This window comes from Paenibacillus mangrovi (assembly GCF_022898935.1).
In the GTDB taxonomy this organism is placed as follows: Bacteria; Bacillota; Bacilli; order Paenibacillales; family Paenibacillaceae; genus Paenibacillus_AQ; species Paenibacillus_AQ mangrovi.
This window is the reverse complement of sequence record NZ_JALIRP010000008.1, coordinates 83,866-98,373: the sequence shown is the minus strand read 5'-3', so window position 1 is coordinate 98,373 and position 14,508 is coordinate 83,866. Positions and strand designations below refer to the sequence as shown.

The 14,508-nt window shown below is 48.7% G+C and carries 14 protein-coding genes and 1 tRNA gene; 10 read left to right on the top strand and 5 right to left on the bottom strand.

Translation table 11 applies throughout. The features are described from left to right. Positions 1-196: 196 nt before the first annotated feature. The 3 genes from MUG84_RS19215 to MUG84_RS19205 all read left to right on the top strand — a co-directional run bounded on the left by MUG84_RS19215 (position 197) and on the right by MUG84_RS19205 (position 3,945). Positions 197-2,263 carry a GxGYxYP domain-containing protein gene (locus MUG84_RS19215; protein ID WP_244727794.1) on the top strand — a complete coding sequence of 689 codons (2,067 nt, stop codon included), beginning with the start codon at positions 197-199 and terminating at the stop codon, positions 2,261-2,263. Positions 2,264-2,425: 162 nt separating this feature from the next. Next, on the top strand, positions 2,426-2,965 hold the full coding sequence (locus MUG84_RS19210) for a GNAT family N-acetyltransferase (protein ID WP_342346132.1): 540 nt from the start codon (positions 2,426-2,428) through the stop codon (positions 2,963-2,965). Then, positions 2,962-3,945 carry an MBL fold metallo-hydrolase gene (locus MUG84_RS19205; protein ID WP_244727791.1) on the top strand — a complete coding sequence of 328 codons (984 nt, stop codon included), beginning with the start codon at positions 2,962-2,964 and terminating at the stop codon, positions 3,943-3,945. Before MUG84_RS19210 ends, MUG84_RS19205 begins: the two co-directional genes overlap by 4 nt. 107 nt (positions 3,946-4,052) lie before the next feature. On the opposite strand, the gene MUG84_RS19200 is transcribed toward MUG84_RS19205, so the two are convergent. After that, positions 4,053-4,583, bottom strand: coding sequence for a phosphatidylglycerophosphatase A family protein (locus MUG84_RS19200; RefSeq protein ID WP_244727789.1), 531 nt, complete (start codon positions 4,581-4,583; stop codon positions 4,053-4,055). Positions 4,584-4,795: 212 nt separating this feature from the next. Here MUG84_RS19200 and MUG84_RS19195 point away from each other — a divergent pair, with 212 nt between their 5' ends. The 5 genes from MUG84_RS19195 to fucU all read left to right on the top strand — a co-directional run bounded on the left by MUG84_RS19195 (position 4,796) and on the right by fucU (position 9,006). Further along, complete coding sequence (locus MUG84_RS19195; protein WP_425313238.1) at positions 4,796-5,863, top strand: GerMN domain-containing protein; 1,068 nt, start codon at positions 4,796-4,798, stop codon at positions 5,861-5,863. Positions 5,864-5,992: 129 nt separating this feature from the next. Then, positions 5,993-6,751, top strand: coding sequence for a ribonuclease PH (gene rph, locus MUG84_RS19190; RefSeq protein WP_244727784.1), 759 nt, complete (start codon positions 5,993-5,995; stop codon positions 6,749-6,751). 2 nt (positions 6,752-6,753) lie between these two features. Beyond that, positions 6,754-7,386, top strand: a complete 633-nt coding sequence (locus MUG84_RS19185; protein WP_244727781.1) for an XTP/dITP diphosphatase — start codon at positions 6,754-6,756, stop codon at positions 7,384-7,386. Between the two features lie 162 nt (positions 7,387-7,548). After that, positions 7,549-8,427, top strand: coding sequence for an endonuclease/exonuclease/phosphatase family protein (locus MUG84_RS19180; protein ID WP_244727779.1), 879 nt, complete (start codon positions 7,549-7,551; stop codon positions 8,425-8,427). Between the two features lie 153 nt (positions 8,428-8,580). After that, positions 8,581-9,006 carry an L-fucose mutarotase gene (gene fucU / locus MUG84_RS19175; protein ID WP_244727777.1) on the top strand — a complete coding sequence of 142 codons (426 nt, stop codon included), beginning with the start codon at positions 8,581-8,583 and terminating at the stop codon, positions 9,004-9,006. Positions 9,007-9,106: 100 nt separating this feature from the next. On the opposite strand, the gene asnB is transcribed toward fucU, so the two are convergent. Further along, positions 9,107-10,951 carry an asparagine synthase (glutamine-hydrolyzing) gene (asnB, locus tag MUG84_RS19170; RefSeq protein WP_244727775.1) on the bottom strand — a complete coding sequence of 615 codons (1,845 nt, stop codon included), beginning with the start codon at positions 10,949-10,951 and terminating at the stop codon, positions 9,107-9,109. 277 nt (positions 10,952-11,228) lie between these two features. Here asnB and MUG84_RS27370 point away from each other — a divergent pair, with 277 nt between their 5' ends. Continuing rightward, positions 11,229-11,360, top strand: coding sequence for a hypothetical protein (locus MUG84_RS27370; protein WP_280521410.1), 132 nt, complete (start codon positions 11,229-11,231; stop codon positions 11,358-11,360). Between the two features lie 113 nt (positions 11,361-11,473). Here the strand turns inward: MUG84_RS27370 and MUG84_RS19165 are convergent, their stop codons facing one another. Continuing rightward, positions 11,474-11,767: a magnetosome magnetite crystal formation protein family gene (locus tag MUG84_RS19165; RefSeq protein ID WP_244727773.1), complete on the bottom strand. Its 294-nt coding sequence runs from the start codon at positions 11,765-11,767 to the stop codon at positions 11,474-11,476. A gap of 138 nt (positions 11,768-11,905) precedes the next feature. On the opposite strand from MUG84_RS19165, the gene MUG84_RS19160 reads away from it, so the two are divergent. Then, positions 11,906-11,979, top strand: a tRNA-Arg gene (locus MUG84_RS19160). A gap of 653 nt (positions 11,980-12,632) precedes the next feature. Here MUG84_RS19160 and MUG84_RS19155 read toward each other — a convergent pair. Together MUG84_RS19155 and MUG84_RS19150 are read right to left on the bottom strand one after the other, a co-directional pair. After that, positions 12,633-13,334 (bottom strand): L,D-transpeptidase family protein, encoded by a 702-nt coding sequence (locus MUG84_RS19155; RefSeq protein WP_244727771.1) that lies wholly within the window; start codon positions 13,332-13,334, stop codon positions 12,633-12,635. Between the two features lie 74 nt (positions 13,335-13,408). Continuing rightward, positions 13,409-14,320: a serine hydrolase domain-containing protein gene (locus MUG84_RS19150; RefSeq protein WP_244727768.1), complete on the bottom strand. Its 912-nt coding sequence runs from the start codon at positions 14,318-14,320 to the stop codon at positions 13,409-13,411. Positions 14,321-14,508 lie beyond the last annotated feature (188 nt).

Here is a 14,508-nt window from a genome sequence, read left to right as displayed (position 1 = left end):
GCACTATTTTTCTAAGAAGTTTTGTCGAATGTCTTTAAATAACATATTACATATATTAAATATATATAATAAAGCGATAATGGAGGTGATTTCGACTATAAGTCAATTTTACAATTTAACGGCTGATTACAGACAGAAGTATGTTTTTTCTTTAATATGCCTTACCAAATCAAGATAAAGTTGAGGTGTGTTGTTCATGATTCGGAAATTCACTACGGTCTGTCTTACTCTGGTCTGCCTGTTGTCCATGTCTTTGGGAGCATCTGCGGAGCCGGCAGCCAGTTCGTCTTCCTCTTCTAGTAACATTAGCTGGCCTGAATCGCAAGCGCTCCCATCGTTCGCAAAAGCTAAAAAGCTGGATGTGGCAGATATCTATGACGAACCCGGAGATATCAAAATATTAATGGCCACGCTGCAGGGAATTGTGAATCGTAAAGAGCCGCGGATCTACCTCCTTGAAAGTCAGGAGGAGGGGAAGCAGACGTGGTTGAAAGATCTGAATGTCCCGTATACGATTCATGATTCCTCCTGGGAGATTGTATCCAAGTTCAAAAATGAGGTGAAGGGCATCATTGTCTATGACCCCAAAGTACCTGATAGCATTAACGTCGCAACGACGCTCGCCGGTTTAAAAAACGCTGTAGTTGCGAGTCCTGAGCTCAGCTCCAAACTGACTGCTTCTCCGTATAATTTGAAAGTGCTGGATGATCTTCAGGGGGAATTTAAGGACCGGATAGATGCTTACAACTGGCAGTACGACAATCTTTGGAAGCAGACGACGCACCGGATGTTAATTGGACTTAGCCCGGATACATCAATAAAACTGCCTCCTGGTCTTCCGGAATCCTTTAAGGTGATCGCAGAGGAAACGACCCAAGAGCGTGACGGGAAGAACCGGAAAACCTACGATTTGGACTTATCCCCGTTTTTGGGCAACGAAGCGGTATATCTCCGTTTTGGAGATGCGTTCCCACAGGACGGATGGGGGGCTGCGGTACATGAGGTCACCATTAAGGCAGATGATCAGGTGATTGCGCACTTCATACCTGGGACGGAGGATGAAAAGCCGTTTTTATATGATGCTCAAAACTCGCAGTTGTCCAGCGGCAACGGAGGACACCGGTTTGCGGATAACGGACGATACTTTGTATATAAATTTAAAGTACCGCAAGAAACGAAGAATTTGACGGCATCCGTAGATATGTGGAATCAGTATAAAGTGTATGCAGGGAATGAAGAGCCGCCTTCTTCGGAACAGAAGGAGCCTTATGGCTATCTCCGTGACTACGCGGTAGCGAACAAGGCCATGGTCTTCTGGCTGGATTCCAATGTGCCGGAGCAAAAAGCACTGTTCGAAAAGATCATGTCCGACGTTAAGCCCGGAACACCATACCTGGGCTGGTTCAGCAACGATACCGATGGCGAATTCAGCGGGGTTGAAATTACTTCGAACCATAGCGTATATGTGCTTGCTGCAGACTGGTTCAGCAACATGACCGTATTTTCCGGCAAAAATGCCCAACCATATCCTACGGCTCAGAAGCCACAGGCACCAAAACTAGAGAATAAAATCTATGTAACCTATACATTCAGTGAAGGGGATAATTTGCAATATAACCAGCATCGCATGCGAAATCTTTGGGACGATCCAAACCGAGGAAAGGTGCCGATCAACTGGACGTCCAGCCCGGTGCTCTATGACGCGGCTCCGGCCATGCTTGAGTATTACAAGAGTACGGCAACTCCAAATGATCAGTTGATTGCGGGTCCGTCGGGAGCGGGTTATTTCTACCCGAATGCTTGGCCTGAAGAGACGCTGCCGGCCTTTTTGGATCAATCTTATTCGTACATGAAGAAGACCGGAATGACGGTTCCATATGTACTTAACCGGGTTGCAAACCAGAACGTTCCTCTTAGCAATGCAGTAGCAAAAGCCTATAAGGAAAATCTCCATTCGGATGGATTGTTCCTAAGCTGGGAGGACCATTATAGCGTGGATATTGTGAAAGGCAATCTGCCTGTATCTACCATTCAGGGCGTCGGCAGTGTTCAGGATGCTCAAAAGATTTTGGTGGATGCGAAAGCAAAATGGGATGGCAAATCACCATTGTTCGTATCCTTGGGACTGCTTGCATGGAGTATGACACCTACAGATGTGGTGACAATTTCTGACTCCCTCGGACCGGAATATCAGCAGGTATTGGCAGATCAATACTTCTCGTTAATCAGAGAGACCAATAAGCTGTCTTCTAATCCTAGGTAAAACATTTGTTAAAACGGTCTTCGCGAATCAAGCGTAGACCGTTTTTGCTGTAGAAGGAGTTACATCCTATTTTGTTGGTATCAACCGCAGATTCAAAGCTTGGCAAGATCATACGAATGCTTTAATCTGAATAAAGACGAACCGAAAGACCAGGAGGGGATCATGATGATCATGCAAACGGAAAGACTTATGATCCGTGAGTATCAGCAGGATGACTTTGCGAGTGTGCACCGTTACGCTTCGAATCCGAGTGTCACGAAGTATACGTTGTGGGGGCCTAACACGCCCGAGGAAACTAAAGAACACATTGATTCCATGCTCGCAATGCAGCAGCAGGAGCCAAGAGTGGGCTATGAATTTGCCGTTACCCTGAAAGCGAGCGGCGAGATGATCGGGGGCGTCGGCCTGCATGTCAGCGGTGCTAACGGAGAAATCGGCTACTGCTTTCACCCGGATTACTGGGGGCGGGGATATGCATATGAAAGTGCATGCGCCATGCTGGAACTAGGCTTTGGTCGGCTGGATTTGCACCGGATTTACGCAACCTGCCGTCCGGAAAATACGGCCTCGGAGCGTGTAATGCAGAAGCTCGGCATGCAGAAGGAAGGGCATTTGCGGGAACATCTCATCTCCAACATAGGCGGGTTCGTGGATTCATACCTTTATTCCATTTTGGTTCAGGAAAGAGGGTTCATGAAGTGAACATGCCAGAAATAACAGATCATCAAAACGGAATCATTCAAGTAAAAATATCGATGTCTTTTCCGCTCCGCTGGGTGAACAGTTACGTACTGCAGGGACCGGAAGGGTTAACCATCATAGATCCGGGACCTCATACGCCGGAAAATGAAGAAGAGTGGAAGCGGGCGTTTGCAGAACTAGGCAGGGCCATTAGCGAAGTGGAAAATATTGTGCTGACGCATCATCATCCGGACCATCTAGGCTGCTCAGGCTGGATTCAGCAGCAGTCCGGCTGCAAAGTATGGATATCGGAGCGGGCCTTTCAGGAAACAGAGCTGATGTGGGGGCCGAAGTCCACGATGAATGCGGATTTGCCGGAACTATTCCGAAGCCAGGGGATGCCGAAGGAATGGACAAGTCAGCTCGAAGTACATATGAACAGCTTTGTATCGCAGATTACACCACGTCCGGAAGTAGCCTTTATTCCAGAAGGGAAGCTGTTCTCCATGGGCGGACGCGAATGGCTGCCTGTTGAAACGGCGGGACATGCACCGGGACATTTGTCCTTTTACCATGAAGAGAGCGGCGAGATTCTATGCGGGGATGCCGTACTGCCGCAGATTTCTCCGAATGTGAGTCTGATGCCGGGCAGTGACCCGGAGCCGCTGCAATCCTTTTTGCAGGGGCTGCTGAAGCTGAAGAATTTGAAGGTCAGCACAGCCTACCCCGGGCACCGGAATCCTTTTCAGCATTTCGAAGAACGGCTGGAGGCGCTGCTGCTGCATCATGAGGAGCGTCTTGCGAAGATCGAGCAGTTGCTCGCTTCTGCACCAGCCACCGGATTTGAGCTCTGTGCATTTCTTTTCAGCAGCAAGCTCGGAATTCACCAAATGCGATTTGCGATGTGCGAGACGCTTGCGCATACACGGGAGCTGGAGCGAAGAGAACGAATTACCGTATTTTGCAATGAAGACGGCATCATATGCTACAAGATGAAATAAATCGGCATTCGAGCTTATGACACTAAAAAAAGGACCGCTCTTATCGTTATAGAGCCGTCCTTATTTGGCATATTCATTCATCCTCTGGGATCATAACCTTATTAAATCTACTGCTCACGCTCGGCCTGCTTATGGTGTGCGATCCGGCTGCTTGCCGCTGCAGCTATGGCCCCTACGATGTCATCCAGGAAAGTATGGGTTTCGCCGGTGCTTTTATCGTTCAGGTGTTCCAGGATACCTGGCTTCAGCTTATCCACGTATCCGTAGTTGGTAAAACCAATGCTGCCATACACATTGACGATGGAAAAGGCCAGGATTTCATCCACGCCGTACAAGCCTTCATCATTCACCAGCATTTCCTGTAAAGGTGAAATTAGCTTGCCTTCCTCGGCGAGCACATCCAGCTGAATGCCAGTTAACACTGCGTTTTGCACCTCACGTTTACCAAGCACCTTTTCCACGTTGTGCAAGCATTCTTCCATCGTCAGATTCGGGTAATAATTCTTCTGAAGGAACATGACGAGCTTGGCGATTTCCTCCAGCTTTACGCCTCTTTTATGCAGCAATTCACGGGTTGCGCTGGCAACCTTTTGACTGTCCAGAGTATAAGGAATCTTTTCCTGCTTCGGATCACTCATCGTATCCCCCCGTTATCGTTGTGGTAGGAAGATTGTACGTTCCCCCATACCATGCCGTTTGTCCAGTTTTACCCAAAACCTCGCGTACTATACTTGGATTTATGAATAATCTTTCTCACGTTTTTTTGTGGGACCGGCTGTTATTTTTTGAAGAGAGGGCTCGTATACATGGTAGTACAATCTGTACAAAATGATTAGGAGGAACCATGCATATGAAAAACATCAATAAAATTCGCGGCATTTCCGCTGCCGGATTGCTGGCTGTTCCTGTATTGCTGTCCGGCTGCAGCTTGTTCGGATCGCAATCTTCCATGGATATTGATAAGCCGCCGGCAGAGATTGAACAGCAAATGCTGAACATGACGGAAGGCCCGGTCTCAACGAATAAGGGAGAACAAACCGGACCGAAGACAACCGTATATCTGATGAATGAAAAAGGGTTGCTCGCACCTATATCTCTCGGGATTCCCGAAGCGAAGGATGAAGGCAACATGAAGCAGGCGCTTCAGGCGATGGTGGAGGGCGGAGCCTATGCCAAATATGTGCCAAAAGGATTTTCGGGCGTGCTGCCCAAAGGAACCGTCATTAACAGTGTAACGATGAATAAGGAGCAAAAGGTGGCGGTCGTTGACTTCAACAGTGCATTTAACAAATATAACGCGCCGGACGAGCGCAAAATATTGGAAGCTGTCACCTGGACCTTAACCGGATTCTCCGGTGTACAGAAGGTGCAGCTTTCCGTTGACGGTCAGATGCTAACCGAAATGCCGCTTAAGGATACGCCGCTGAATCAGCCGCTCAGCCGCAGCTTTGGCATCAACCTGGAAAAAGGGGATGGCGCGAGCATAATGAACTCAACACCGGTAACCGTATATTTCGCAACACTTTCTTCGGATGGAGTGTACTCGTATTATGTTCCGGTGACGCGATTGGTGCAGCCTGGACAAGATAAACTGACTGCAGCGCTGCACGAGCTTATCCAGGGTCCGCAGCAGAATGACGGTCTCGAGCAGGTGATGACAGACGGCACCTCGGTTCAATCGGTAAAAACCGCCAAAGACGGTACGGTTACGGTTGCGCTGAAGGACGATATGTTTGAAAAGGATGAGCAAATACCGAATGAGCTGCTTCAATCCGTCGTGTTGACCATATCTGAAAATACCAGCAACGCGAAGGTCAAAATTGACATGAATGGCTCTCAGAAGGTGATCGGATTTGACAATCAGGATTACAGCAAGCCGGTATCAAGACCTGACTACATCAACGAAATTCCGTTGTAAGATGTCTTCCAAGGGTGCTTTTGTGCCGACAGTTTGTTAAAATAAAATTTGCTAACATATAGAAATGGATGAGGGGCATCCTTGATCCAATCTATATCACAGGACGCGTAAATGTAGGAGGCAGAAAAGATGAGATCTAATGGACGCAGCAGTAATCAGCTCAGGCCGATGAAAATGACAGTAAATGTGAACAAGTATGCGGAGGGCTCCGTGCTCATAGAAATGGGAGATACCAAGGTGCTTTGCACGGCAACGGTGGATGAGAAGGTTCCCCCATTCTTGAAGGGGCAAGGAAAAGGCTGGGTGACGGCGGAATATTCCATGCTGCCGCGGGCGACGCAATCCCGCAATCAACGGGAAAGCGCGCGCGGTAAGCTCAGCGGCCGGACGATGGAAATTCAGCGGCTTATCGGTAGAGCGCTGCGCTCCGTAGTTGATCTTCGTGCACTCGGCGAGCGTACGATTACGCTCGATTGCGATGTGCTTCAAGCGGATGGGGGAACGCGTACAACCTCGATTACCGGTTCCTTTGTTGCGCTTGCAATCGCTGTAAGTAAAATTGCGCAGCATCACAAGCTGCCGGTATTTCCAATCACGGACTACCTGGCTTCGGTCAGCGTAGGCGTCGTGAACGGAGAGCCGATGCTTGATCTAAACTATGAGGAAGATTCGAGTGCGAAGGTGGATATGAACCTCGTCATGACTGGCGGCGGAACCTTCGTTGAGCTGCAGGGAACCGGAGAAGAGAGTCCGTTTACCCGCGAGGAGCTGAATCAGCTGCTGGAGCTTGGCGAGAAGGGAATATTGCAGCTGATCGAGAAGCAGAAGGAAATGCTTGGACCGATTGCTCTAATGATTGGCTCCGGCAAGCCAGGAAGAGAGGTTTAAGCATGATTCTGGACAGCGAACTGATCATTGTGGCAACCCGGAATCCGGGAAAAGTGAAGGAATTCGAGCATGCCTTTGCACAGCTTGGGAAACAAGTAAAAAGCATGTTCGATTATCCAGAAATTCCGGAGGTCGTGGAAGATGGCGCAACCTTCGCGGAGAATGCGCTGAAGAAGGCCAAATCGGTCGGGGATGCCCTTGGTCTGCCGGTTTTGGCGGATGATTCGGGCCTTTGCGTGGATGAGCTGGATGGCCGTCCCGGCGTATACTCGGCCCGTTTTGCCGGCGAACATGCTTCGGATCAGGAGAACAACGAGAAGCTGCTACGTTTGCTCGAAGACAAGAAGATGGGGGAGGATACAGAGCAGCCCCTGCTCAGTACCGCCCGCTTCGTCTGCACGCTGGTGCTGTATAATCCAGCCACCGGTGTCCATATGGAATCCAGTGGCTCGGTGGACGGATGGATTACGGTCGAGCCGGCAGGCAGCTGCGGCTTTGGATATGATCCTCTCTTTTATTTGCCGGATTACGAGAAGACGATGGCTGAGATTTCCATGGAGGAGAAGCAGGCTATCAGCCATCGGGGAGCAGCGCTGCGGAGCCTGATCAGCATGCTGAAGCAGCCAGAGGTTTAAGCATTCTATATGATTTCAAAACCACAGTTATTCGGTGTTCCGGATTACTGTGGTTTTTTTGATTGATCCGCTTTTTTCGGAAATCCTCTTCGTATTCTCCTGATTTTTGGTATGATGGGTCTTAATAGAGTTCAATTATATGTCCAGAATGGAGTGAGCGAAATGTCAGTAGAGAAGCGGAATATAGAGCTTGAGCTGCGCTGCATGTCCTATAACATCAAAAATGCCTATGATATGGAAGGCGAAAATGGCTGGCTCAGCCGCAAGGAGCTGGTGGCGGGCGTCATTCGCTTTCACCGACCGGATCTGGTCGGCTTGCAGGAAGTGCTGTATAACCAGCTTGAGGATCTGCAGCAGCTGCTGCCGGAATACGGCTGGATCGGTGTGGGCAGGGAAGATGGAAAGCGAGACGGGGAGTTCTCCTGCATATTTTACCGCAAAAAAAGGCTGAGACCGCTGCGACAGAATACTTTCTGGCTGTCGGAGCAGCCGGAAGAACCGGGATCGCTTGGCTGGGATGCCGCTTGCCGGCGTGTGGTGACATGGGCAGAGTTTGAGGATACATACTCGGGACAAACCTTCCTGCATTTCAATACACATTTCGATCATGTGGGGCAAGTGGCGGTGGAACAAAGCGCCCATCTGATCCTGAAGCGGATCGGTGACCTGGCTGCAGGCATTCCGGCCGTGCTTACAGGCGATTTCAACGTGACTTCGGATTCCGTATCATACCGGGTGCTTACTCAAAAGAATGAGTCGGGCTCTGCCCTACTGCGGGATGCAGGCATGGTGGCGGACTATAACCACTTCGGGCCGGCATTTACGTTCCAGGACTTTGATTCTAGAGAGGTGGCGGCACGGATGTTTCCGGACTTGCTTGCGCCGCAGGATAAGCATGGGATCGAGTTTGAAAGCCCGATCGACTTTATTTTCGTGACCGACCAGGTTCATGTTCTAAGTTACGGTTCCATCGTGGATCATTATCTGGGTAAGATGCCTTCGGATCATTTTCCGGTAGTAGCGGATCTTCGCATTTCATAGAATCATATAGTCCGTATGTTTTTCTGGCCTTACAGCCGGAAGGATGTACGGATTTTGTATTCTATGAGTATTTTGCAGGCTGAGAAGGATTGCTTCGAATTTATGTCGTAATAAGTAGAGGATACCATCAAGATGCTTAAAGGAGGTTTCAAGATGCTGAAAGGTATTTCCCCTTTGCTATCACCAGAACTGCTGAAGATCCTGTGCGAAATGGGGCATGGGGATGAAATCGTGTTTGGAGATGCCAATTTCCCGGCCGTTTCGATGGCGCAAAGATTGGTCCGTGCCGATGGCCACGGGATTCCTGAGCTGCTGGAGGCTGTGCTTGAGCTGTTTCCGCTGAACCGCTATGTAACCCACCCGGTGATGCTGATGCAGGTGGTGCCTGGAGATCCGGTAGAGACGCCGGTGTGGGATGTATACCGCAGTTTGGTGGATAAGGCGGAAGCAGGCATTGAGTTTGCAGAAATTGAGCGCTTCGAATTCTATGAGCGTGCGAAAAAAGCTTACGCAGTAATTGCGACAGGAGAGAAGGCCTTGTACGGAAATTTGATTTTGTCCAAAGGTGTGATCGGGTAAGGAATAGAAGGTAGAAGGTACCTTTTCATCTTAGAAATCGCATTATAGAAATAGGCAGAGCCCATTCTGGAAGGAATGGGCTTTTTCGTGCTGCAGTTGATTATCTAATGGCAACATTGTACGTTTTTAGCCAGTTATTGACCTGAGACAGATACGCAAACAGCTGCGGTCCCGACATCAGCTGGCCAAACCAGGGCAGATTGGAGGAAGCTTCAGGCGAAGCGGCGATCTCGCGGATTTTTTTCTGATTGATAAGGGGAAGGATCGGCGAAGAGGAATCGTCGAGAATATCGATCATTTGCTTTTTCACCGCTGCTAGGAAGTCCGGATTATGCGTTTTGGGATATGGGCTTTTCTTACGGTACAGCACATCCTCCGGTAGAACGCCCTCCAGCGCCTTGCGCAGAATGCCTTTTTCCCGGCCACCGGTCATTTTCATCTCCCATGGGATATTCCATACATACTGCACCAGGCGGTGGTCACAATAAGGAACACGGACTTCAAGACCGACTCCCATGCTCATCCGGTCCTTTCGGTCCAGCAGGGTGGGCATGAAGCGGGTAATATTCAGATAGGACATAACGCGCATTTGGGCCTGCTTGCCGTCCTCTCCGCGAAGTTTCGGCACTTCCCTCACGGCTTCTGTGTAGCGGTCACCTAGATAGTCAAGCGGCCGCGTCCATTCCCGGATTTCGGGAGACAGAAGGCTCGCGCGCATTTCGGAGGCAACAGCCCATGGGAAGGCATTAGAGTTCAGCATTTCTTCCCGGTGAAACCATGGATAACCGCCGAATATTTCATCCGCCGCCTCACCGGATACGGCAACGGTGGCGCCTTTCTTGATCTCCCGGCAAAATAGGTACAGGGAGCCGTCGACATCGGCCATCCCGGGTAAATCCCGCGTCAGAGTAGAGTTATTCAGCGACTCGATCAGCTCGGGTGTATCAAACTCGATAAAGTGATGTTTCGTTCCCAGCTCCTCGACCATCCGCTTGATCCAAGGTGCATCGGCTCCAGGCTGAAAGCTGTGGGATTTGAAGTGCTTGTCGTTACCGACGTAATCGACGGAATAGGTATCCATTTGTCCCTGTCCGGTCCGGTTGTAATACTGAACGGCCAGCGCCGTTAAGGCGCTTGAGTCCAGGCCGCCTGATAGCAGGGTGCAGACCGGAACGTCAGAAACAAGTTGACGCTCCAGGGTATCCTGCAGCAGCTCTCTCAGCTGGGCAGCCGTTGCTTCCGTGTCGTCTCCATGCTGATGGCTGTCCAGCTTCCAGTAGACATAAGGCTTCAGGCCGCTGCGACTGAAAATCATGGCATGCCCGGCACGCAGCTCTTTTATATCCCGATATACTCCTTGACCTGGTGTTCGCGCAGGTCCGATCATGAAAACTTCGGCCAATCCTTCCGCGCCTACGACCGGCTCGACCTTGGGATGCTGAAGCAGTGCTTTAGGTTCGGAGCCGAAGATCAATGTTCTTCCGATGTAGCTGTAAAAGAAGGGCTTCACTCCCAGCCGGTCGCGTGCTATAAATACCTGTTCATGCACGCTATCCCAGATGGCAAATGCAAAAATGCCGTTAAACTTATCGACACAAGCAGGCCCCCATTCGATATAGGAGATCAAAAGAACTTCCGTATCGCAATTAGTCCGGAAGTGATGTCCTCTTTTCAGCAGCTCGCGTTTCAGTTCTGCCGCATTATACAATTCCCCGTTATATACTATGGTGTATAAATCCTCATCATCGTATACAAGCATGGGCTGCGCCCCGTTTTCCGGATCGATGACGCTCAGCCTCCGATGACCGAAAGCGCAGGGACCTGAAATCCATGTTCCATATGCATCCGGTCCCCTTGGGGTTAAGGTCTCCGTCATTTTTACGAGAGTTTGCGAATGCTGTGTCAAATCGCCGCTCCACTGAACAAAACCGGTTATTCCGCACATGACGGCTCATCCTTTCCTTGTCGATTGTCCACCCGCTATCATTCCTTTTCAGGACTTAGCCAAAATTTCATTTGTCAAAGTGATACAGTTATATGCCGAAGATAGGCAGATGATGTCTGTCCTAAAATGAAGTCTGCAGGGGAGAACTTGTCATAAGAAGAGGGATACTGTCATCGGAGCATATTTTTCTCCGCAAAGGCTGTATGCTTAGCCAATAATTATGGCTCATAACGGTCCTCCACGCTTCCCATACTATAGGACAGGGGGGTGAGCGAAAGTGGCGAACACGTACAAAAAGACGAAAGGCAACAAGTATGCCCACCAGACTGAATTTGCTGAAGAAGTCCTGAGCAAAAACGAGAGAAATTTAGCTGTTCCTCAAAGCCCGCGACGTTTTGGCAATAAGTAGCCCCTGAAGTGAAAACCTCCGATAGACCGGAGGTTTTCACTATGTATACGTTTTCAGCAGATTTGAACGACTTCTCTATGTTACATATAATGGAAGGGATTTGTTTTTGGGACTTAAGCATACTGAAGCAGAACCTTAATTCCTTTGACGATATTGTAGATAACAGTCCCTAAATAAATGATGGCGAACAACATAATATAACCGAAAACTGAGCTTGTTTGATTGGCTTTAAACGATAATATAATCAGCGGAACTGCTGCGATAAGGGGCAAGATATGAGATATCAGCGCATATTTCGAATGCATTTCAACATAGTGATCTCTGGAAACAATCCAGACAATGATCGGTAATATAATCGGCGCGAAAAAGATGCTGAAATAGGATGATGCTGGTAGGAAATGGCGCATGGCACAAGCTCCTTATATCGATATATGGTGTTATCATATTACCCTTTACAAAATTCGATGATTCATTTTATAAATTCCCCTTTAAATTTTCAGAAAGATGAGTTATAATAATAAACGCATCGTTTTTATACATATTAAGTCCCAGTAGCTCAGCTGGATAGAGCAACGGCCTTCTAAGCCGTCGGTCGGGGGTTCGAATCCCTCCTGGGACGTACAAAAAGCCACTCTTCGGAGTGGCTTTTTTCATGTGATGGAGGGATGAGAACCCATTAGGGTTCGTCGAAGCATGAGCATCGATAGCATCGGCATCGCAGTCAGCCCGTAGGGCTGTATCCCTCCTGGGACGTACAGAAAGCCACTCTTCGGAGTGGCTTTTACATGCGATGGAGGGAAGAGAACCCCATATCCCTTGAGGTATATTTCTCCATATGCTAAGATAACAATAAATAAGGAGCAGCCGGCCAGCTGCCCCTCGTACAAACATCTTGAGTGGGATTCCCCTCCGAGATCATGTAAATGATACGTGAAGTAACCCACTTAGGCGCGAACCTTAGGAGTGGGTTACTTTCGTTTATCGATGTAAGTCAGCAAAGCCAACAGGAATAACCCGAAGGTAAGAACTTCACCGAACGAAATGTTCATCGCACCACCCCCTTTCGGGAGGGTGCGCCCACTCAAGGTGTGTATGTACATTCCATATTATACCATGAACCTCTTAGATAAGGAGTCTTTTTTCGATTTTAGAATTATGTATGCCATTAGGGGCGTCGGATAATAAGCAATCGCATCGCAGTCCGGCCGTAGGGCTATATCCCTCCTGGGACGTACAAAAAGCCACTCTTCGGAGTGGCTTTTGCATGCTGTTTCATTCTACTAACCCTAACGTTTCGTAGACCTCTTCGGAAACAACTCCATCTTGCTGCAATTGATGGTCCCGTTGAAATTTTTTCAGGGCAAGGGTGGTAGCAGATCCAAATTTGCCGTCGGTTGTACCGGGGAAATATCCTGCACTCTTCAACCGGGATTGAATGAGCTGTACATCTGCTCCAACATCACCTTCGGCGAGCCGTCTCGGATGATGATTCGTATCCCCTAAAATATGACCGTAGATCGTTACTTTTGTCCCAAGAGGAATCATCTCGTATAATTCCAGGACATCCATGTTAAACATACGTATGCAGCCATGGCTCTGATGCTGACCGATAGAATAGGGTCTGTTCGTTCCGTGTATGCCATAATTGCCCCAAGACACGTTCAATCCGAGCCATCTTGGTCCAAAGGAAGGTCCCCAATTTTTCCCCTTGTACGTGATGATGTATTCTCCCACAGGAGTTGGCGTAGATGGGTTGCCGACCGCGACGCGGTAGGTTTTTATTTTCTTCCCTTGTTTCCACACAATCAGTTTGTGTTCAGCCGGAAAAACATCAATAGAGTAAACCGATTCATAGGTAACGATGGGGAGTGATGGATCGGCATGGACAGGAACGGTAAGTCCGGCGAAAAATATGACTAGGATCGAAATGGTAACGCTTTTTAAGAAACAATGGAATATTTGGCTCGTCATCATATTCAACCTTATTTTGGATATCAAAAATAAATGGTTCAGTTATTATATCCTAAAGGAATTTGAATATTCGGTTTTTACAGCAACGGTAAAATCTCCTCCCACACCGCATCCAGTATTCCCTGCATGTCATCTTCCTCACTATTAATGGCGATGACCGCATTCTTGCCTGGAATGACGATGCAGAACTGCCCATGTGCACCATCGGCGCGATAGGCATCATGTCTGCACATCCAGAACTGGCAGCCGTAGCCTTGACTCCAATCGGGACCACCCTGATTATCGATCTGCTTACGGGTCACAAAATCGATCCATTCCACAGGCACCAGCTGCTTGCCGTTCCACTCTCCCTTTTGCAAGAGAAGCTGGCCAAATCGGCTCAGTTCTTCATTGCTGATGGAGAGCCCCGCACATCCAAGGGTTACGCCGAGAGGTGAAGTCTCCCAACTTACGTCATGAATGCCGAGCGGTTTGAACAGTCGTGGAGTCAGGTAATCCTTCACCGTCTGGCCGACGGCAGCCTGCACCAATGCCGAGATGACAAACGTATCGCCGCTGCTGTAGGTAAAAGTCTCACCTGGAGCTCTGTCTAAAGACAGAGACATGTAATATTTTACCCAGTCCTTCTCTTGTAAAGAGGCTCTTTCATCAGCCCATAACGGAGGTGAGTCATGTCCGGAGGACATGCGGAGTAGGTCGTAAAGCGTTAGTTCTCCTGGACGGAAGGAGGGATCGTCTCCCGGATTCTCTTGTGCATATTGCGGAAAAAAGTCTTTAAGCTTGGTTTTCAAAGACAGCTTGCCTTCGGCGATGGCGAGTCCTACCGCCATGCACGTAAAGGATTTGCTGACCGAATGCTGCAGCCGGCGTTCATCGATAGTCAGATCCCACTGTGCGGCACAATTTCCATCCTGCAGAACCCGTGCGGAGAGAACGTTTAACTGCTGCTGGGTAACACGATTTACAAAGCCGTTTAATGATATGGACATAGAAATTGCCTTCTTTCTAACGAATAGAAACGTTTCCATTATATTCTTTTAACTAAAATCTATTATAATTCAATTTGGTTGTCAATTCGACAATCGAAATCACCCTAAAATAACTTTCATGTCATAAAAAGGTAGAAATTTAGCCGAAACGTGAACAATCGCATCACTATAGTTAGTATTTTCAAAAT